Here is a 20,235-nt window from a genome sequence, read left to right as displayed (position 1 = left end):
AAAGCCCTTATTAACCAAGCTGATGTAATTGGTTAGCAGGGGCCCTTGTGGCCCCTGTTTCTTGTCAATTCAAGACCGAGGATACTGGACATGGCTAACGTTACTGCCGCCCTGGTAAAAGAACTGCGCGAGCGCACTGCCGCTGGCATGATGGATTGCAAAAAAGCACTGGAAGAAGCTGCTGGTGATATCGAGCTGGCAATTGAGAACATGCGCAAATCCGGTCAGGCCAAAGCCGCCAAGAAAGCTGGCCGTATCGCCGCTGAAGGCGTTATCTTTGCTCGCACCGAAGGCAACGTTGCCGTCATGATCGAGCTGAACAGCGAAACCGACTTCGTCGCCAAAGATGCCAGCTTCATGGCAATGGGCCAGAAGATCGCTGACATCGCTGCGACCCAGAAAATTGCTGACGTTGACGCGCTGAAAGCCGCTGACTTCGGTAACGGCGAATCCGTCGAGCTGACCATCACCAACCTGATCGCCAAGATCGGTGAGAACATGAACCTGCGTCGCGTGATGCTGGTTGAAGGTGACAACCTGGGTACCTACGTTCACGGTTCCCGCATTGGTGTTATCACCAAGCTGACCGGTGGTTCTGCCGAGCTGGCCAAAGATCTGGCCATGCACGTTGCTGCCAACAGCCCGCAATTCGTCAAGCCTGAAGACGTGTCTGCTGAAGTCGTTGCCAAAGAGCGCGAAATCCAGATCGACATCGCCATCAACTCCGGCAAGCCGAAAGAGATCGCCGAGAAGATGGTTGAAGGCCGCATGAAGAAGTTCACCGGTGAGGTTTCCCTGACTGGTCAACCGTTCGTGAAAGATCCTTCCATGACCGTTGCCGAGCTGCTGAAGAAAGAAGGCGCTGACGTTGTCTCCTTCACCCGTTTCGAAGTGGGCGAAGGCATCGAGAAGCAAGAGACCGATTTCGCTGCTGAAGTTGCAGCCCAAATCGCGGCCGCTCAAAAGGCCTAATCGAACCGGTTTTTCCGTTTCCCCAGACCGCGACTTATGTCGCGGTCTTTATATGACCAGGAATCAGTGACATGAGTACCAATCCCAAACCTGCATACAGACGTGTTCTTCTGAAGTTGAGTGGTGAAGCCCTGCAAGGATCCGAGGGTTTCGGCATTGATCCGGCGGTGCTGGAGCGGATGGCCCAAGAGATCAAAGAACTGGTTGAGTTGGGTGTTCAGGTCGGTCTGGTCATCGGTGGCGGCAACCTGTTCCGTGGTGCCGGTCTTGCCAAAGCGGGCATGAACCGCGTGGTGGGCGACCACATGGGTATGCTGGCAACCGTGATGAACGGTCTGGCCATGCGTGATGCCCTGCATCGTGCTTATGTGAATGCCCGTCTGATGTCTGCCATCTCCCTGCAGGGTGTCTGTGACTCCTACAGCTGGGCCGAGGCAATCAGCCAGCTGCGTGCTGGCAAAGTCGTTATCTTCTCTGCCGGTACCGGCAACCCCTTCTTCACTACCGATTCTGCGGCTTGTCTGCGCGGGATCGAGATCGAAGCTGACGTGGTGCTCAAAGCCACCAAGGTTGATGGTGTATACAACGAAGATCCGGTCAAGAATCCGGATGCCGTGCTGTATCATGAACTGAGTTATGATGAAGTTCTTGAAAAAGAGCTCAAGGTGATGGATCTTGCTGCCTTTACCCTGGCACGTGACCATGATCTGCCGATCCGCGTGTTCAACATGAACAAACCGGGTGCCCTGCGCCGGGTTGTGATGGGTGAACCGGAAGGCACTCTGATCCACCACGTTGGTAAATAAGATAAAGTGAGCCACCTGGCGCTCTTATCCTATCCATCACGTCAGTAAATAAGATAGACACGGGCCGTGTAGCGGCTCGTTCGCCAAAAGGAAAACCACTGTGATCAACGAGATTAAAAACGACGCCAAGGACCGTATGGGCAAGAGCGTAGAAGCGCTCAAGACTCAAATGTCCAAGATCCGTACCGGCCGCGCTCACCCGAGCCTGCTCGACGGCATCCAGGTTGAGTATTACGGTGCTGCCACTCCGCTGAAACAGTTGGCCAACGTCGTGGCAGAAGATGCTCGCACCCTCTCCATCTCCATTTTTGACCGCTCCATGATCCAGGCGGTAGAGAAGGCGATCCTGACCTCCGATCTGGGCCTGAACCCGTCCAGCAATGGCCAGACCCTGCGCGTACCGCTGCCGCCGCTGACCGAAGAGCGTCGTCGCGACCTGACCAAGATCGTCCGTGCCGAAGCGGAAAACGCTCGTGTTGCCGTGCGCAACATCCGTCGTGACGCCAACGCCGACCTGAAAGCGCTGCTGAAGGACAAAGAGATCTCCGAGGATGACGACCGTCGCGCCCAGGAAGAGATCCAGAAGCTGACCGACTCCTACGTCAAGCTGGTCGATGAGGCCCTTGCCGTAAAGGAGAAGGAGCTAATGGAAATCTAACCGTCTGAAAGGTATATTACGAGCGCCGTGTAGTGCCCCTGCACGGCGCTTTTGTCTTTGTGGGAGAATTACATGTCGCTTTTGGCTGCGTTGGGTGATTGTGCCAACTCGTCTTTACCCCGTCACGTCGCCATCATCATGGATGGTAACGGTCGCTGGGCCCAGAACCGAGGCAAGATGCGGGTTTATGGCCACAAGGCGGGCGTCAAGTCAGTGCGCGAGGCCGTTACCTTTGCTGCGCGTGCCAAGATCGAGGCATTGACCCTGTTTGCATTCTCCAGCGAGAACTGGCGCCGCCCGGAAGGGGAGGTCAGTGCCTTGATGGAACTGTTCATCACAGTGCTGGGTCGTGAGGTGCAGAAACTGCACAACAACGGGATCCGGCTCAAGGTGATTGGCGATACTGCTCGCTTTAGTGAGCGGTTGCAGGCCAAAATCGCCAAGGCGGAAGCCTTGACCGCCAATAACAAGGGGTTGACCCTGAACATTGCGGCCAACTATGGCGGCCAGTGGGATATCGCCCAAGCTGCCCGCAAGCTGGCTAAAGCAGTGGCGGCAGGTGAACTGGCCGCTGACGACATTGATGAATCCATGTTGACCCGCGAGGTTTGCATGGCCGATCTGCCACCCGTGGACCTGTTGATCCGTACCGGTGGTGATCATCGCATCAGCAACTTTGTGTTATGGCAGCTCGCTTATGCCGAGCTCTATTTTACCCCGGTATTGTGGCCCGACTTCAACGAGGCTGAGTTCAGTGAGGCGGTCGCCTCTTTCGTTGCCCGCGAGCGTCGCTTCGGTTGCACGGGTGAACAGATACGGGAATTGATCGCCGAGCAGCAGACCGGCTAAACCCCGCTCCCAAGAGAGAGGTTTCTTTTGCTAAAACAACGAATTATTACTGCTTTGATGTTGATCCCCCTGGTGTTGGGGGCGCTCTTCTTTCTGCCATTGAAATTTTTTGCCCTGTTGGCAGCGCTGGTGTTTTTGTTGGCCAGTCGCGAATGGAGTGGTTTTGTCTCTGCTGCTCCGCAGCAATGGTTGCCCATCGTATTTTGTCTGTTGCTCGGTGCCAGCCTCTTTTGGCTGCCAGTGGAGCAACTCTGGACGCCCCACCTGCACCCTCTCGTGATGGGTGTGCTCTGGACAGCGGTAAGCTGGTGGTTGCTGGGTCTGCTGCTGGTGCTGCGCTATCCCCAAAGTGCCAAGCTGTGGAAAGAGTCTATCTGGCTCAAGTCGCTGTTTGGTCTGGTGACCCTGGTTCCCTTCTTCTGGTCGCTGGTCGCCATCCGTGGTTACAACTTTTACCATGACCCCATGATGGGGGCCTGGATCCTGTTGTTCGTGATGGGACTGGTCTGGGCGGCAGATTCTGGCGCGTATTTTTTCGGCAAGGCGTTCGGTAAGCACAAGCTTGCCCCCGCCGTCAGTCCGGGCAAAACCATCGAAGGGATGTGTGGCGGCCTCTTTACCGCCAGCCTGCTGGCCATCGGTGTCACCTGGTCGATGGGATTTGTTCCTGCCAAGATGATCACCGTGCTGTTTTGCTCCCTGCTGGCGGTGCTAGCCTCCGTACTCGGCGATCTGACCGAGAGCATGTTCAAGCGCGAAGCGGGCATCAAGGACTCTGGCACCCTGCTGCCGGGTCATGGGGGCATTCTCGACCGGATCGACAGCCTGACCGCCGCCCTGCCGGTGTTTCTGCTCAGTTATCTGCTACTCAGTCAGGAGTTTTGATGCACAAGTCACTGGTTATTCTGGGGGCCTCCGGCTCCATTGGTCAGAGTACCTTGAAAGTGCTGCGCCATAACCCGGGCAGTTGGCAAGTGTTGGCGTTGACCGCCGCCCGCAACGTGGATGCCATGTTGCGGGACTGCCTCGAATTCTCCCCCCGTTTTGCCGTGATGGTCGATGAGGATGCTGCCCGTGAGCTGGCTGCCCGTCTGAAAGCACACGGCAGTGCGACCCGGGTCATGTCTGGTGCAGCAGCCCTCTGCGATGTGGCCGCTCATCCCGATGCTCATAGCGTGATGGCCGCCATCGTCGGTGCGGCCGGACTGGCCCCGACCATGGCCGCGGTACGTGCCGGTAAGCGAATTTTGCTGGCCAACAAGGAGGCGCTGGTGATGTCCGGTGCTTTCTTCATGGAGGCCGTTCGCGAGCATGGTGCCGAGCTGCTACCCATCGACAGCGAACACAATGCCATCTTCCAGTGTCTGCCGACTGCCGTGCAGCGCCAGCCCGGTTTTTGCGATCTGGCGGCAGCGGGGATCAGCAAGATTTTGCTGACCGGTTCCGGCGGTCCGTTCCGTTACACCGAGATCAGCGAGCTGGCGAAGGTGACGCCGGCGCAGGCCATCGCCCATCCCAACTGGTCGATGGGGGCCAAGATTTCGGTCGACTCCGCCACCATGATCAACAAGGGGCTGGAGTACATCGAGGCGCGCTGGTTGTTCAATGCGGCGCCCGAGCAGATCCAGGTGGTGATCCACCCGCAGTCGGTGATCCACTCCATGGTGCAGTACAAGGATGGCTCCGTGCTGGCCCAGCTTGGCAATCCGGATATGTGTACCCCCATCGCCCATGCGCTGGCTTATCCCAATCGCATCCCCTCCAGTGTGGAACCTTTGGATTTCTTCAGTGTCGGAGAGTTCAGCTTTATCCGGCCTGATTACGAGCGCTACCCCTGTCTGGCGCTGGCCATCAATGCCTGCCAGAAGGGACAAGCGGCGACCACTGCGCTGAATGCAGCCAACGAGGAGGCGGTTGCCGCCTTCCTGGCCGGGCGCATCGGTTTTATGGATATTGCCCGGATCAACGAGGCAGTGATGCTGGCGCTGGAGAGCTACGCCGTCGGCTCGCTCGATGATCTGTTTGCCCTGGACGGTGCGGCAAGAGCCCGTGCTCACACTTTGATTGAGGAGCTTGGCTGATGGGCGGTGTGTTGTGGAATATCGGTGCCTTTGTTGTTGCGCTGGGCCTGCTGGTCGCGGTGCACGAGTTTGGTCACTTCTGGGTGGCCCGTCGTTGTGGCGTCAAGGTTGAGCGCTTCTCCATCGGTTTTGGCAAGGCGATCTGGCGCCGGATGGGTAAAGATGGCACCGAATATGTGCTGGCGCTGATCCCCCTCGGTGGTTACGTCAAGATGCTCGATGGCCGGGTCGATGAACTCAAGCCCGGTGACGAGCAGTATGCCTTCAACCACAAGAGTGTCTGGGCGCGGATGGCGATTGTCGCCGCAGGTCCCATGGCCAACTTCGTGTTTGCCCTGTTTGCCCTCTGGCTGATGTTTATCATCGGGGTGCCGAGCGTCAAGCCGGTGATTGGTGAAGTGCGTCCGGCCTCCATCGTGGCCGAGGCGGGTGTGCTGCCGGGGGTGGAGATTGTCGGGGTCGGCGATGAGCAGACCGGTGACTGGGAGAGCGTCACTTACGCCCTTATCAGCCATCTGGGTGATGATGCTGTGACTCTCAAGGTGCAGGCACCCAATACCAGCTATGCCACCGATAAAACCTTGTCGCTGACCGGCTGGACCTTCGATCCGGATAAAGAGTCGCCCATTGGCAGCTTGGGGATCGTCCCCCTGGGTGGCAAAGTGCTACCCGTCGTGGCTGCAGTGGTGGCCAAGAGTGCCAGTGAAAAGGCGGGGCTACAGGTCGGTGACCGTATCAAACAGGTCGGCGGTCAGCCTATTACCGCGTGGGCCCAGTTTGTCGAGCTGGTGCAGCAGGCTCCGGGCGAACCCCTGCAAGTGGTGGTTGAGCGCAACAACAGTGATCTCAACGTGACCCTGACCCCGGATAGCCGCAAGGTGCAGGGCAAGCTGGTAGGATTCGTCGGTCTCTCGCCGCAACTGGTTCCATTACCGGATGAATATCGAATTCTGTTACAGTATGGGCCTTTGCAGGCGCTGTGGCATGGCGCGGACAAAACCTGGAGTCTGATCACGCTCACCTTTGACATGATTGGCAAGTTGATCGGTGGCATCGTGTCGCTGGACAACCTGAGCGGCCCCATCTCCATTGCCAAGGGCGCCGGCAGCAGCGCCGACTATGGTCTGGTCTATTTCTTGAGTTTTCTGGCGCTGATCAGCGTCAACCTGGGGATTATCAATCTGTTCCCCCTGCCGGTGCTCGATGGTGGCCATCTGGTCTATTTCCTGATCGAAGCGGTCACCGGCAAGCCGGTATCTGAGAAAATACAGGAAGTGGGTTTCAGGATCGGCGCCGCCATTCTGATGTTATTGATGGGCATTGCGCTGTTTAACGATTTCGCTCGCCTCTGAGGCCAGAGCATCAACAAGGACACATAAGAACAAAATGGCTGTTAAAAAAGCATTGGTGTTGAGTTGCCTGCTGGGTGCCAGTTTCCTGGCCCAGGCGGCCCCTGCCTCTTTTGTGGTGCAAGATATCCAGGTCGAAGGTCTGCAACGGGTGACCCTGGGTGCCGCACTGTTGAACCTGCCGATCCGGGTCGGTGATACCGTCGACTCCGTGGCTCTGGCCAGCGCCATCAAGAAGCTCTATGCCTCGGGTAACTTCGAGGATGTGAAGGTTTACCGTGATGGCCAGGTGCTGCAAGTGATGGTCAAGGAGCGTCCAACCATCTCCAGCATCGAGTTTGCCGGCAACAAGGATATCAAAGAGGAGCAACTGACCCAGAGTCTGGAGTCCTCCGGTATCCGTGTGGGCGATCCGCTGGATCGCACCGTGCTCACCTCCCTCGAGAAGGGGCTGGAAGATTTCTACTATGGCGTGGGTAAATACTCCGCCAAGGTCAAGGCCATCGTCACCCCGTTGCCGCGCAACCGGGTCGACCTCAAGTTCACCTTCGTGGAAGGGGAAGCGGCCAAGATCCAGCAGATCAACATCGTCGGCAACAGCGTCTTCCCTGAAGAGAAGCTGATTGCCCAGCTCTCCCTGCGCGACGAAGTGCCCTGGTGGAACTTCACCGCCGATCAGCGCTATCAGAAGCAGAAACTGGCCGGCGATATCGAGACCCTGCGCTCCTACTACATGGATCGCGGCTATATCCGCTTCCAGCAGGAGTCTACCCAGGTCTCCATGACCCCCGACAAGAAGGGCGTCTACGTCACCCTCAACATCAAGGAAGGGGATCAGTACAAGGTCTCCGGTGTCCAGCTCAAGGGTGACCTGATCGATCGCGGTGGCGAGATGAAGGGATTGATCCCGATCGCTGCCGGCAGCATTTACTCTGCCAGTCAGGTGACTCATACCGAAGAGGTGCTCTCCAAGTTCCTCGGCCGTTACGGCTACGCCTATCCGAAAGTGGTCACCTTCCCACAGGTCAATGACAAGACCAAGGAAGTCGAGCTGATCGTCAACGTTGAGCCTGGCCCCCGTGTCTATGTGCGCAACATCAACTTCAGCGGTAACGCCACCACCGAAGACCAGGTGCTGCGTCGCGAGATGCGCCAGATGGAGGGCACCTGGCTCTCCTCCGACAACATCGAGCAGTCCAAGAGCCGTCTCAACCGCCTTGGCTACTTCGAGAGCGTCGAAGTGGACACCAAGCGGGTGCCGGGCAACGATGACCTGGTTGACCTCGACTTCAAGGTCAAGGAGCAGCCAGCAGGCTCCATCAACGCAGGTATCGGTTACGGTACCGAATCGGGTCTGAGCCTGCAGGCGGGGATCTCTCAGAATAACTTTATGGGTACCGGTAAAACGGTCTCCATCAACGCCAGCACCAACGACTACTCCAAGAACGTTGACCTGAGCTACAACGACCCCTACTTCACCGTAGATGGTGTCAGCTTGGGTGGTCGGGTCTACTACAACCAGTTCCGCGCCGATGATGCCGATATCGTCGATTACGAGAACGAAACCATCGGTTTCCGTCTCTCCAGCGGCTTCCCGGTCAACGAGTTCAACCGTCTCGACTTCAGTACCGGTATCGAGAGCACCAAGCTGAGTCGCCCCTCATTCAATAGCCAGAACTATCAGGAATGTCTAAAGGACAATCCGGATACTGACGGCAATACCTATTGCTGGGATCAGTGGAACGATAACCGCCAGTCGGTGCAGATGGATCAGTTCTGGAATCTCTATTCACAGGATGGTTCCAATCTTGACTTCGTGACCGTTGATGTGACCGCTGGTTGGACCCGCTCCACCCTGAACAAGGGGATGTTCCCGACAGCCGGTGACCGCCAGCGTGTCAACGCCAAGGTGACCGTGCCGGGCATGGAGCTGCAGTACTACAAGCTCTCCGCCGAAGATGCCCACTACTTCCCGCTCGATGCGGATCATAACTGGGTGATGATCGGCAAGGGGCGCGTCTCCTACGGTAACGGCTATGGCGATGACCCCATGCTGCCGTTCTTCGAGAACTACTATGCCGGTGGTTTCGATACGGTACGTGGCTTCAAGAGCAACACCATTGGTCCCAAGGCGATTTACAAGACCTACAACAAACCGGGGGTTGGCACTTGTACTGGCAGTCAACCTTGTGAGACCGGCAGTTATGAAGGTTCCGACACCTCGGTGGGCGGTAACGCTCTGGCCGTTGCAACACTGGAGCTGGTCTTCCCGACCCCGTTCGTCTCCGAGACCTATCGTCCGCAGATCCGTTCCACCGTCTTTATGGATGCAGGTACCGTCTGGAGCACTGATTTTGCCAACGGAGCATATCCTTGCGCCGCCGGTTCTGATTGCAACTATCTGAGCCAGGACTACTCCAGCCCGGGCAATATCCGGGTCTCTGCCGGTGTCTCCCTGCAGTGGCTCTCGCCGATGGGCCCGCTGGTGTTCGCCTTGGCCAAGCCGATCAAGAAATACGAAGGGGATCGCACCGAGTTCTTCTCCTTCAACATCGGTCGTACTTTCTAAGCAGAGTTTCGCCCCCACCCATGCGGTGGGGGTCTTCAATGATGGGACGCGCGGTATGCGTGCCTCACCAGGTAACAAGACGGTCCTAACGCCGCTTGCATAATCGGGTAAATCAGGTAGCCCTCGCCATGAGGGAACAAGGAGTAAGTGTGAATAAAGCGTTGAAAGTAGCTGGTTTGAGCTTTGCACTGATGGCTGCCGGCATGGGTTCTGCCTTCGCTGAGACCAAGATCGCCGTGGTTGATATGGGCGAAGTCTTCCAAAAGCTGCCCCAGCGTGAAGCCGTTGCAGCCAAGCTGAAAGGTGAATTCGAGCCGCGCATGCGTGAGCTGCAGAAACTGGAACAGGAAGGCCAGAAGCTGGTCGAGAAGTTCCGCAAGGATGAAGCCTTCATGAGCGCCGAGCAGAAGAAGCAGAATCAGGAGAAGCTGGCCAAGCTGCAGATGGAGTTCAACCAGAAGCGTCAAGCCTTTGAGCAGGACAACGGCCGCCGTCAGTCCGAAGAGCGTAACAAGATCCTGACCAAGGTGCAGGCTGCCATCGATTCCATCGCCAAGAGCAATGGTTACGATCTGGTGCTGGAGCGCAATGCCGCCCCGTATGCCGCCAGCAAGCTGGACATCTCCGGCCAGGTTATTTCTCAGGTAAGCAAGAGCAACTAATTGATGGCATTTACTCTCGCACAGCTGGCCCAGCAACTGGGGGCCCAGGTCCATGGCGACGGAACCCTGGAAATCCGCAAGGTAGCGACACTGGAAAAGGCCGGGGAGGGTGAGATTACCTTCCTGTCCAACAAGAAGTACCGCTCTTATCTGGAGCAGAGCAAGGCGACTGCCGTGCTCATTACAGAAGCGGATCTCCCTTTCTGTCCCACCAATGCCCTGGTGCTCAAGGATCCCTACGTGGGTTTTGCCCGGGTAGCCCAACTGCTGGACACCACCCCGCAGCCGGCCATGGATATCCATCCGAGTGCCGTCATCGCGGCCGACGTCCAGCTGGGCGAGAGAGTGGCCATCGGTGCCAATGCAGTGATCGAATCCGGCGTCGTGCTGGGTGACGATGTACGCATTGGCCCGGGCTGTTTTGTTGGCAAGAATACCCGGCTGGGAGCGCGCTCCCGGCTGTGGGCCAACGTTACCCTCTATCACAATGTGACCATGGGCACCGACTGTCTGGTTCAATCCGGCACAGTGATCGGTGCCGATGGTTTCGGTTATGCCAACGAGCGTGGCGAGTGGATCAAGATCCCCCAGCTCGGCGGTGTGACCATTGGCAACCGGGTCGAGATCGGTGCCTGTACCACCATTGACCGCGGTGCGCTGGAAGATACCCGCATCGCTGACAACGTCATCATCGACAACCAGTGCCAGATCGCCCACAACGTGGAGATCGGCTATGGCACCGCCGTGGCGGGCTCTACCGTGATGGCTGGTAGTCTCAAGGTCGGCAAATACTGTATCATTGGCGGCGCTTCCGTCTTTAACGGGCATATGGAGATCTGCGACCAGGCCACCGTCACCGGTATGGCCATGGTGATGCGACCCATTACCGAGCCCGGTGTCTACTCTTCCGGCATCCCTCTGCAAACCAATAAAGAGTGGCGCAAGACCGCCGCCCGGGTGATGCGTATCGAAGAGATGCACAAGCGGTTAAGCAAGCTTGAGAAGAAGCTGGATCAAGAATAATCACGATTGGTATAGGGTACTGTTTTGACTACTGAAAAGAAGAGCCTGGGTATCCAGGAAATCATGGATCTGCTGCCCCACCGTTATCCGTTTCTGATGGTGGATCGTGTAGACGACTACGAGATCAGCGATGAGCGCAAAACCCTGCGCGCCATCAAGAACGTCTCGTTCAACGAGCCGATCTTCCAGGGGCACTTCCCGGCCAAGCCGGTGTTCCCTGGCGTACTGATCCTGGAAGCGATGGCACAGGCCACCGGTATCCTGGCCTTTACCATGGTGGGCAAGCCGTCTCCCAACGAACTCTACTATTTTGCCTCAATCGACAACGCTCGCTTCAAGCGCCCGGTCGGCCCCGGTGACCAACTGGTGCTGGACGTGGAGTTCCTGAAAGAGCGTCGCGGTATTGCCAAGTTCACCGGTGTCGCCACCGTCGACGGTGAAGTGGTCTGTACCGCCGAGCTGATGTGCGCCAAACGCGAGGTTTAACACACGTGATCGACCAGACTGCCATCATTCACGATACTGCCATCGTCCATGAGTCTGCCGTGATCGGTAAAGGGGTTGAAATCGGCCCCTTTTCTGTCATCGGCGCCGAGGTGGAAATCGGTGACAACACCTGGGTAGGTTCCCATGTGGTGATCAAGGGCCCGACCAAGATTGGTCGCGGCAACAAGATCTTCCAGCACACCTCCATCGGTGAGGATTGCCAGGACAAGAAGTACGCCGGTGAGCGCACCTTCCTCGAGATCGGCGACAACAACGTCATTCGCGAGAACTGCACCTTCCACCGTGGCACCATTCAGGATCAATCCCTGACCAAGGTCGGCAGCGGCAACCTGTTCATGGTCAACGTTCATGTTGCCCACGACTGCATCATCGGTGACAACTGCATCTTCGCCAACAACGCGACCCTGGCGGGCCACGTGGTGATCGGTGACTTCGTGATCTTCGGTGGTCTCTCCGCCATTCACCAGTTCGGCCGCGTCGGTTCCCACGCCTTCGTCGGTGGCTGCGCCGCCTTGAACAAGGACGTACCGCCTTACGTGATGGCTGCCGGCAACTACGCCAAGCCGTTCGGGGTCAACTCTGAAGGTCTACGTCGCCGCGGTTTCAGCGCCGAGGCCATCTCTGCCGTCAAGCGTGCCTACAAAGAGATCTTCCGCTCCGGCAAGACCGTCGAAGAGGTGCTGCCGGTGCTGATCGAGATGGCGCAAGCCGAACCGGCCGTCCAGCTCTATGTGGACTTCCTCAAAGATAACGAGCGCGGGATCATCCGTGCCTGATCCGGTTCGTATCGGTATCGTCGCCGGAGAAGTCTCCGGCGACATTCTGGCTGCCGGTCTGGTGCGCGAGCTGCAAGCCCGCTACCCGGATGCGCAGTTCGAAGGGATCGCCGGGCCGCGGATGCAGGCCCTCGGCGTCAAGGCCCTGTTCGAGATGGAAGAGCTCTCCGTCATGGGGATCACCGAGGTGCTGGGCCGTCTGCCGCGCATCCTCAAGGTTCGTCGCGAACTGCTGCGCCACTTTATTGCCAATCCGCCCGATATCTTTATCGGCGTGGATGCACCGGATTTCAATATCGGAGTGGAGCTGAAACTGCGCCGCGCCGGCATCAAGACGGTTCACTATGTCAGCCCCTCTGTGTGGGCCTGGCGCCAGAACCGCATTCACAAGATCAAGGCCGCCACCGACATGGTGCTCGCCTTCCTGCCGTTCGAGAAAGCCTTCTACGACCGCTTCGACGCCCCTTGCCGTTTTGTCGGCCACACCATGGCAGATGACATTCCGCTGGTGCCGGATCAGGCTGCCGTGCGTCGCAAGCTGGGCATCGATGCCAACCGCCGCTGGCTGGCGGTGCTACCGGGCAGCCGCACGGCGGAAGTGGGCTTTATGTCCCCCCTGTTTCTCGAAGCGTGCAAACACCTGACGGTGCGCTATCCGGATCTCGGCTTCATCGTGCCGCTGGTCAACCAGAAACGGCGCGAGCAGTTTATGGCCATCAAGGCCGAGGTAGCGCCGGGTCTCGACATGGTGCTGCTGGAAGGGCAGGGCCGCGAGGCGATGATCGCCGCTGACGTGGTGATACTGGCCTCCGGCACTGCGGCGCTCGAAGCCATGCTGGTGAAAAAACCGATGGTGGTGGGTTACAAACTCAAGCCCTTCAGCTATTGGCTTGCCCAGCGACTGGTGAAGACCGAATTTGTCTCTCTGCCCAACCTGCTGGCTGGGCGCATGCTGGTGCCGGAACTCATCCAGCACGAGTGCACTCCGGAGAATCTGGTGGAAGAGGTGAGCAAATATTTCGAGCACGACAACAGTGCGCTGGTCAACACCTTCACCGAGCTGCACCAGCTGATCCGCTGTAATGCCGACTCGCAGGCCGCCGATGCGGTGGCGGATCTGCTCGGCAGATAACGCTATTTCGGACCGTCGATTGCGCCGCGCAGCCCGTTAATCCGTTTTCCGAGCGGTGATGCCGCGTCAGTCGACCCCTGTCAGGCCCCACGGGGCCTGTTTTGATTCAAGGCTACAAGATGATGATCGATATTCCTGACGACAAGCTGGTTGCCGGTGTGGACGAAGTGGGCCGTGGCCCGCTGGTGGGTGACGTGGTCACCGCTGCGGTCATTCTCGATCCCGCCAATCCGATCGCGGGGCTCAACGACTCCAAGAAGCTCTCCGAGAAGAAGCGGCTGGCGCTGTTTGACGAGATCAAAGAGAAGGCGCTCGCCTGGGCCATCGGTCGCGCCACTCCAGAGGAGATCGACGGGCTCAACATCCTGCATGCCACCATGCTGGCGATGCAGCGAGCCGTGGCGGGACTGAAGGTGACGCCCGAGCTGGTCTTTATCGATGGCAACCGCTGCCCGGCATTGCCGATGGAAGCGCGCGCCGTGGTCAAGGGCGATAGCCTGGTGGCCGCCATCAGCGCCGCCTCGATCCTCGCCAAGGTGACCCGCGATGCGGAGATGACCGAGTTGGACAGCCGTCATCCCGAATATGGTTTTGCCCGTCACAAGGGTTATCCGACTGCTGAGCACCTCGCCATTCTGGCCGAGCGTGGCCCGTTGCCCGAATATCGCAAAAGCTTCAAACCGGTGCGCCGCGCACTGGGGATCGAGTAGACCATGCCATTTAGTTTGAGCAGCGAGAGGAGATGACGATGGCTGACCCCCGTTTTATCCACCTGCGAGTCCACTCCGACTTCTCCATGGTCGATGGCCTGCAGAAGATCAACCCCATCGTCGGGGCGGCTGCAGCCAACAACATGCCGGCGCTGGCGCTGACCGATCAGATGAACATGTGCGGTCTGGTGCGCTTCTATGGCGCGGCCCACAGTAAGGGGATCAAGCCCATCGTCGGTGCCGACTTCTGGGTGCAGAGCGATGAGCTCGGCGACGAGCAGTTCCGTCTCACCCTGCTAGCCATGGATAACGACGGCTACCAGAACATCACCCTGCTTATCTCTCGCGGCTATCAGCGCGGCCATGTGCAGGGGCGGCCGGTCATCGACAAGAGCTGGCTCGCCGAACACTCCAAGGGGGTGATCGTTCTCTCCGGCGGCCGCGAGGGGGATGTGGGCAAGTTCTTGCTCAAGGGCAACCGGCAGATGACCGAGCAGTGCGTCGCCTTCTATCAGACCCACTTCCCCGATGCCTACTACCTCGAACTGCTGCGTACCGGTCGACCCGACGAAGAGGTCTACCTGCACATGGCGGTGGCCATCGCCACCGAGTTCGAGCTGCCTGTGGTCGCCACCAACGAGGTGGTGTTCCTCAACGCCGATGACTTCGACGCCCACGAGATCCGGGTTGCCATCCACGATGGCTATACCCTGATGGACAAACGCCGTCCCCGTCGCTACAGCCCCCAGCAGTACCTGCGTAGTCAGGAGGAGATGGCGGAGCTGTTTGCCGACATTCCCGAAGCGCTGGAAAACACGGTGGAGATCGCCAAGCGCTGCAACGTGACGGTGCGTCTCGGCGAGTACTTCCTGCCCAACTTCCCGACCGGCGACATGACCACAGAAGATTTTCTGGTGGCCAAATCGAAAGAGGGTCTGGAGGAGCGTCTCGAGTTCCTGTTCCCGGATCCGCAAGTGCGTGCCGAGCGACGTCCCGAGTATGACGAGCGTCTCGACATCGAGCTGAAAGTGATCAACCAGATGGGCTTCCCGGGTTACTTCCTCATCGTGATGGAGTTTATCCAGTGGTCCAAGGACAACGGCATCCCCGTTGGTCCGGGCCGGGGCTCGGGTGCAGGCTCCCTGGTGGCCTACGCCCTCAAGATCACCGACCTCGACCCGCTGGAATTTGACCTGCTGTTCGAACGTTTCCTGAACCCCGAGCGGGTATCCATGCCCGACTTCGACGTCGACTTCTGCATGGACCGACGCGACGAGGTGATCGAGCACGTCTCCGACATGTATGGTCGGGATGCGGTCTCCCAGATCATCACCTTCGGTAGCATGGCGGCCAAGGCGGTGGTGCGGGACGTGGGCCGGGTGCTGGGCCACGCTTACGGCTTTGTCGATCGTATCTCCAAGCTTATTCCGCCGGATCCGGGCATGACGCTTGCCAAGGCATTCGAGGCCGAGCCCAAGCTGCCCGAGCTTTACGAGCAGGATGAGGAGGTCAAAGACCTCATCGACATGGCTCGCCGTCTCGAAGGAGTGGTGCGCAACGCCGGTAAACACGCCGGTGGCGTGGTGATCGCACCCACCAAGATCACCGACTTTGCACCGCTCTACTGCGATGACGAAGGCCATCACCCGGTCACCCAGTTCGACAAGAACGATGTGGAATACGCCGGTCTGGTGAAGTTCGACTTCCTGGGTCTGCGCACTCTCACCATCATCGACTGGGCGCTCGGTATGATAAACCCGCGTCTTGCCAAAGAGGGCAAGCCGCCGGTCGATATCGCCGCCATCCCCATCGATGACAAGAAGTCGTTCGACCTGCTGCAGCGCTACGAGACCACGGCGGTATTCCAGCTCGAATCCCGCGGCATGAAGGATCTCATCAAGCGGCTGCGCCCCGACTGCTTCGAAGACATGATCGCATTGGTGGCCCTGTTCCGTCCGGGCCCGCTCCAGTCAGGCATGGTGGATAACTTCATCGACCGCAAACACGGTAATGAAGCGATCTCCTATCCGGATGAGAAGTGGCAGCACGAGAGCCTGAAACCGATTCTGGAACCGACCTACGGCATCATCCTCTATCAGGAGCAGGTGATGCAGATTGCCCAGACCCTGGCGGGTTATACCCTGGGTGGCGCGGACATGCTGCGCCGGGCGATGGGTAAGAAAAAGCCCGAGGAGATGGCCAAGCAGCGGGCCGGTTTCGAGGAGGGTGCCGTCAAGAATGGCGTCGACGGCGAGCTGGCGATGAAGATCTTCGATCTGGTGGAGAAGTTTGCCGGCTACGGCTTCAACAAATCCCACTCCGCCGCCTACGCGCTGGTCTCCTACCAGACCCTCTGGCTCAAGACCCACTTCCCGGCCGAGTTTATGGCGGCGGTGATGACCGCCGATATGGACAACACCGACAAGATCGTGACCCTGGTGGACGAGTGTCAGCGGATGGGGCTCACCGTGATCCCACCGGATGTGAACACCGGCCGCTATCGCTTCAGCGTCAACGAAGACGGTCATATCGTCTACGGCATCGGGGCGGTGAAAGGGGTGGGGGAAGGCCCTATCGACGCTATCCTCAGCGCCCGGGATCAGGACGGCCCGTTCCGCGATCTGTTCGACTTCTGCAACCGGGTCGACATCAAGAAGCTCAACAAGCGGGTGATGGAGAAGCTGATCCTCTCCGGCGCCATGGATCGGCTCGGCCCCCACCGCGCCGCCCTGATGGCAACGCTGGAGGAGGCGATGCGTGCCGCCGAGCAGCACGCCAAGGCGCAGGCGGTGGGGCAGGTCGACATGTTCGGCGTGCTCACCGAAGAGATTGACGACGTCAAGAAGGCATTTGCCAACGTGCCGCACTGGCCTGACAAGGTGTGGCTGGAAGGGGAGCGCGAGACCCTCGGGCTCTATCTCACCGGTCACCCCATCAACCAGTACAGCAGCGAATTGCGTCGTTATACCTCGGGTCGCCTGTGCGATCTGCATCCCACTTCACGCGATACCGTAACCACGGCGGCGGGGCTGGTGATTGCGGCCCGCAGCATGGTGACCAAGCGTGGCAACAAGATGGGGATCTTCACCCTGGACGACCGTTCCGGTCGCCTCGATGTGACCCTGTTCAGTGAAGCGCTGGAAAAATATGAAGAATTGATGCAAAAAGACCGCATTTTGGTGGTTTCTGGACAGGTCAGCTTTGATGACTTCTCCGGTGGCCTTAAAATGTCGGCTCGAGAATTACTGGATATCAACGATGCGAGGGAGCGTTTTGCCAGAGCAATCCGCATCTCCCTCGATGAACAGCGGATTGATGATCGCTTTTTCCCGCGTTTGTGCGAGATTTTGGAGCCCGCCCGTGCCGGAGTCTGTCCGGTTCAGGTAAACTATCGTCGCCCGGGCTCCCGGGTGCGATTGACGCTCGGTACCGAGTGGCGAGTGACGCCCACCGATCAACTGATAGATGACTTGCGAGTCCTGCTTGGACGAGAGCGGGTTGAATTGGTTTTTGATTAGAGGTTCTAAGGCCCTATGAGTCTTTTTCTGGATTTTGAACAGCCGATTGCCGAGTTGCAGGCGCAGATTGATGAGCTCAAACATGTGAGTGAAGGCAATCACGCCGTGGATCTGAAAGACGAGATCCGCCGGCTGGAGAAGAAAAACGAAGAGCTGACCAAGAAGATCTTCGGTGATCTGGGTGCCTGGCAGGTATCCCAGATGGCGCGTCATCCCCAGCGCCCCTACACCTTTGACTATATCGAGCATATCTTCACCGATTTCGACGAGTTGGCTGGCGATCGCGCCTATGCCGATGACAAGGCTATTGTCGGCGGCATCGCCCGTCTCGACGGTGAGCCTGTGATGGTGATTGGTCACCAGAAGGGTCGTGAGACCAAGGAGAAGATCAAGCGCAACTTCGGTATGCCGCGTCCGGAAGGGTACCGCAAGGCCCTGCGTCTGATGGAGATGGCCGAGCGCTTCAAGATGCCGATCATCACCTTTATCGACACCCCGGGTGCTTACCCCGGCGTCGGTGCCGAAGAGCGTGGCCAGTCCGAAGCGATTGCCCGCAACCTGAAAGTGATGGCCGGTCTGACCGTGCCGGTGGTCTGCACCGTGATCGGTGAGGGTGGCTCCGGTGGTGCTCTGGCAATCGGCGTGGGTGACCGCGTCAACATGCTGCAGTACTCCACCTACTCCGTCATCTCGCCGGAAGGGTGTGCCTCCATCCTGTGGAAGAGTGCCGACAAGGCCTCTGTGGCTGCCGAAGCGATGGGGATCACTGCCCAGCGTCTGAAAGAGCTCAAGCTGATAGACCACGTGATCGACGAGCCTCTCGGTGGTGCCCACCGCGATGTGGAGAAGATGGCCAAAAACCTCAAGGCCCGCATCAAGCAGGATCTGGACGCACTGCGTCCGCTCGATACCGAGCAACTGCTGGAGCAGCGCTACCAGCGTCTGCTGGGCTACGGCTACTGCTAAGCGCAGCCGTCAATCCCGAGTATTCAGGCCCCCGTCATTGACGGGGGCTTTTTATTGCTGAAGACCTGTCTTGCGGTGATTGCCCCAACGCGCCCTGAAACGGCGCAGTTCAGTCTTCGTGAGTGAGGTGCATGGTTGGTATGCCATGCCGTTGGTGATGGCTGTCAGTAGCCTGCAGCATCCTTTGGCATCGCTGGCGATGGCATGACAAGTCACGTGATCATCCGCTTGCGGCATAAAAAAGCGCCCCGACTATGCGGAGCGCTTTTACAAGTGTCCGGCGGTATTACAGTTCAATCTCGTCTGTAAGACCTTCATAGGCGATATCGATGGATTGCAGCTCCTTCTGCAGGCGATGTTTGTCTTTCAACGCCTCGATTTCACGCCATTTACGTTTTTTTCCCGTTGTCCCGCGGCTACGCGAACCGAGTTCAACCACCTCGTCATAATCGAAGTTGAACATTTCCATGGCTCCCTCCTTGGTTTTTATCGTTTTCACCACCCGTATAACATAACGAATCTGAAATTAAAACGTTTTCGTGACGACTCTATGACAGCGCTAAAAAAGCCCATGAAAAAAAACCGGGCCCCTTGGTAGGGGCCCGGTTTTTATCAGAAAAAAGAACTGATTACAGGCGGCTTGCCAGCATGGTTTCCAGCTTGCCCTGGTCGATGGCAAACATGCGGATGCCTTCGCCCAGCTTCTCATGAGCCATGGCGTCCTGGTTCAGTTCCCAGCGGAATTCGGTTTCGGTCATCGGAGTCGGTTTGGCCTTGCGTTCACCGGTGTAGTCCAGTTTGCGTACCACGGCGCCTTCGGTCTTGCTCAGCTCTTCCAGCAGGGCCGGGCCAATGGTCAGGCGGTCGCAACCGGCCAGTTCCAGGATCTCGCCGGTATTGCGGAAGCTGGCGCCCATCACGACGGTCGGGTAGTCGTGCTGCTTGTAGTAGTTGTAGATGGAGGTGACGGAGACCACGCCCGGATCTTCGCTGGCGGTGTAATCACGGCCATTTTTGGCCTTGTACCAGTCGAGGATACGACCCACGAACGGGGAGATCAGGAAGGCACCGGCTTCGGCACAGGCACGGGCCTGGGCGAAGGAGAACAGCAGGGTCAGGTTGCACTGGATACCCTCTTTCTCCAGTACCTCGGCGGCACGGATCCCTTCCCAGGTGGAGGCCAGCTTGATCAGAATGCGGTCGTTGCTGATGCCGGCTTCGTTGTAGAGACGGATCAGTTTGCGGGCCTTGGCGATGCTGGCTTCGGTATCGAAGGAGAGACGGGCATCCACTTCGGTAGAGATACGGCCCGGAACGATCTTCAGCACTTCCAGACCGATGTTGACGGCCAGCTTGTCGCCCGCGTCGATGATTTGCTGTGCCTTGTCCTGGCTCTGGGCTTTGGCCCAGCTGATGGCGTCTTCGATCAGCGGAGCGTACTCGGGGATCTCGGAGGCCTTCAGAACCAGAGAGGGGTTGGTGGTGGCATCGATGGGCTGATAGCGTTTGATGGCTTCGATATCACCGGTGTCGGCAACAACAGTGGTCAGGGCTTTCAGCTGGGTTAATTTATCGGCCATAGCGAATATCATCTCTTAATGAGGGAGTAATCCCTGGGTTGCGGGCTTGAGACGGTGGTTCTGAAATAAAATTACAG

General features: G+C 58.3%; 18 protein-coding genes. 16 read left to right on the top strand and 2 right to left on the bottom strand.

Translation table 11 applies throughout. From position 1 onward, the window contains the following. Nucleotides 1-90: 90 nt before the first annotated feature. The 16 genes from tsf to accA all read left to right on the top strand — a co-directional run bounded on the left by tsf (nt 91) and on the right by accA (nt 18,578). Nucleotides 91-972: a translation elongation factor Ts gene (tsf, locus tag AB5Y86_RS14060; protein WP_005338578.1), complete on the top strand. Its 882-nt coding sequence runs from the start codon at nt 91-93 to the stop codon at nt 970-972. A 71-nt stretch (nt 973-1,043) separates the two neighbouring features. Continuing rightward, nucleotides 1,044-1,778 (top strand): UMP kinase, encoded by a 735-nt coding sequence (gene pyrH / locus AB5Y86_RS14055; protein WP_005338577.1) that lies wholly within the window; start codon nt 1,044-1,046, stop codon nt 1,776-1,778. 100 nt (nt 1,779-1,878) lie between these two features. Continuing rightward, entirely contained in the window at nt 1,879-2,436 is a 558-nt protein-coding gene (gene frr, locus AB5Y86_RS14050; protein WP_033137948.1) for a ribosome recycling factor, read from the top strand. Nucleotides 2,437-2,508: 72 nt separating this feature from the next. After that, nucleotides 2,509-3,285 carry a polyprenyl diphosphate synthase gene (gene uppS / locus AB5Y86_RS14045; RefSeq protein WP_005338574.1) on the top strand — a complete coding sequence of 259 codons (777 nt, stop codon included), beginning with the start codon at nt 2,509-2,511 and terminating at the stop codon, nt 3,283-3,285. 27 nt (nt 3,286-3,312) lie between these two features. Continuing rightward, nucleotides 3,313-4,170, top strand: a complete 858-nt coding sequence (locus AB5Y86_RS14040; RefSeq protein WP_026034918.1) for a phosphatidate cytidylyltransferase — start codon at nt 3,313-3,315, stop codon at nt 4,168-4,170. Further along, nucleotides 4,170-5,366 (top strand): 1-deoxy-D-xylulose-5-phosphate reductoisomerase, encoded by a 1,197-nt coding sequence (gene ispC, locus AB5Y86_RS14035; protein WP_368193093.1) that lies wholly within the window; start codon nt 4,170-4,172, stop codon nt 5,364-5,366. The genes AB5Y86_RS14040 and ispC overlap by 1 nt, the downstream gene beginning before the upstream one ends. Continuing rightward, the gene (rseP, locus tag AB5Y86_RS14030) at nt 5,366-6,718 is read left to right on the top strand and encodes a sigma E protease regulator RseP (protein ID WP_368193092.1); all 1,353 of its coding nucleotides are present in this window, start codon (nt 5,366-5,368) and stop codon (nt 6,716-6,718) included. The genes ispC and rseP overlap by 1 nt, the downstream gene beginning before the upstream one ends. A 34-nt stretch (nt 6,719-6,752) precedes the next feature. After that, on the top strand, nt 6,753-9,284 hold the full coding sequence (bamA, locus tag AB5Y86_RS14025) for an outer membrane protein assembly factor BamA (protein ID WP_368193091.1): 2,532 nt from the start codon (nt 6,753-6,755) through the stop codon (nt 9,282-9,284). Between the two features lie 149 nt (nt 9,285-9,433). Continuing rightward, nucleotides 9,434-9,946: an OmpH family outer membrane protein gene (locus AB5Y86_RS14020; RefSeq protein WP_005338563.1), complete on the top strand. Its 513-nt coding sequence runs from the start codon at nt 9,434-9,436 to the stop codon at nt 9,944-9,946. 3 nt (nt 9,947-9,949) lie between these two features. Next, nucleotides 9,950-10,969 (top strand): UDP-3-O-(3-hydroxymyristoyl)glucosamine N-acyltransferase, encoded by a 1,020-nt coding sequence (gene lpxD / locus AB5Y86_RS14015; protein WP_005343790.1) that lies wholly within the window; start codon nt 9,950-9,952, stop codon nt 10,967-10,969. 24 nt (nt 10,970-10,993) lie between these two features. After that, nucleotides 10,994-11,455: a 3-hydroxyacyl-ACP dehydratase FabZ gene (gene fabZ / locus AB5Y86_RS14010; RefSeq protein ID WP_005338559.1), complete on the top strand. Its 462-nt coding sequence runs from the start codon at nt 10,994-10,996 to the stop codon at nt 11,453-11,455. 5 nt (nt 11,456-11,460) lie between these two features. After that, nucleotides 11,461-12,252, top strand: a complete 792-nt coding sequence (gene lpxA, locus AB5Y86_RS14005) for an acyl-ACP--UDP-N-acetylglucosamine O-acyltransferase (protein ID WP_199427477.1) — start codon at nt 11,461-11,463, stop codon at nt 12,250-12,252. Further along, nucleotides 12,245-13,384 carry a lipid-A-disaccharide synthase gene (gene lpxB / locus AB5Y86_RS14000; RefSeq protein ID WP_368193090.1) on the top strand — a complete coding sequence of 380 codons (1,140 nt, stop codon included), beginning with the start codon at nt 12,245-12,247 and terminating at the stop codon, nt 13,382-13,384. Before lpxA ends, lpxB begins: the two co-directional genes overlap by 8 nt. Nucleotides 13,385-13,503: 119 nt before the next feature. Beyond that, the gene (gene rnhB / locus AB5Y86_RS13995; RefSeq protein ID WP_201994827.1) at nt 13,504-14,094 is read left to right on the top strand and encodes a ribonuclease HII; all 591 of its coding nucleotides are present in this window, start codon (nt 13,504-13,506) and stop codon (nt 14,092-14,094) included. Between the two features lie 38 nt (nt 14,095-14,132). After that, nucleotides 14,133-17,612 (top strand): DNA polymerase III subunit alpha, encoded by a 3,480-nt coding sequence (dnaE, locus tag AB5Y86_RS13990; protein WP_368193089.1) that lies wholly within the window; start codon nt 14,133-14,135, stop codon nt 17,610-17,612. A gap of 15 nt (nt 17,613-17,627) precedes the next feature. Further along, nucleotides 17,628-18,578 carry an acetyl-CoA carboxylase carboxyl transferase subunit alpha gene (accA, locus tag AB5Y86_RS13985; RefSeq protein WP_005338549.1) on the top strand — a complete coding sequence of 317 codons (951 nt, stop codon included), beginning with the start codon at nt 17,628-17,630 and terminating at the stop codon, nt 18,576-18,578. Nucleotides 18,579-18,864: 286 nt separating this feature from the next. Here the strand turns inward: accA and AB5Y86_RS13980 are convergent, their stop codons facing one another. After that, entirely contained in the window at nt 18,865-19,047 is a 183-nt protein-coding gene (locus AB5Y86_RS13980; protein WP_005338547.1) for a DUF3545 family protein, read from the bottom strand. 160 nt (nt 19,048-19,207) lie between these two features. After that, on the bottom strand, nt 19,208-20,158 hold the full coding sequence (tal, locus tag AB5Y86_RS13975) for a transaldolase (RefSeq protein ID WP_368193088.1): 951 nt from the start codon (nt 20,156-20,158) through the stop codon (nt 19,208-19,210). Nucleotides 20,159-20,235 lie beyond the last annotated feature (77 nt).

Origin of the sequence: Aeromonas sp. s8, from assembly GCF_040907785.1 — a bacterium.
Classification (GTDB): Bacteria; Pseudomonadota; Gammaproteobacteria; order Enterobacterales; family Aeromonadaceae; genus Aeromonas; species Aeromonas veronii.
This window is presented reverse-complemented; position numbering and strand designations above follow the sequence as displayed.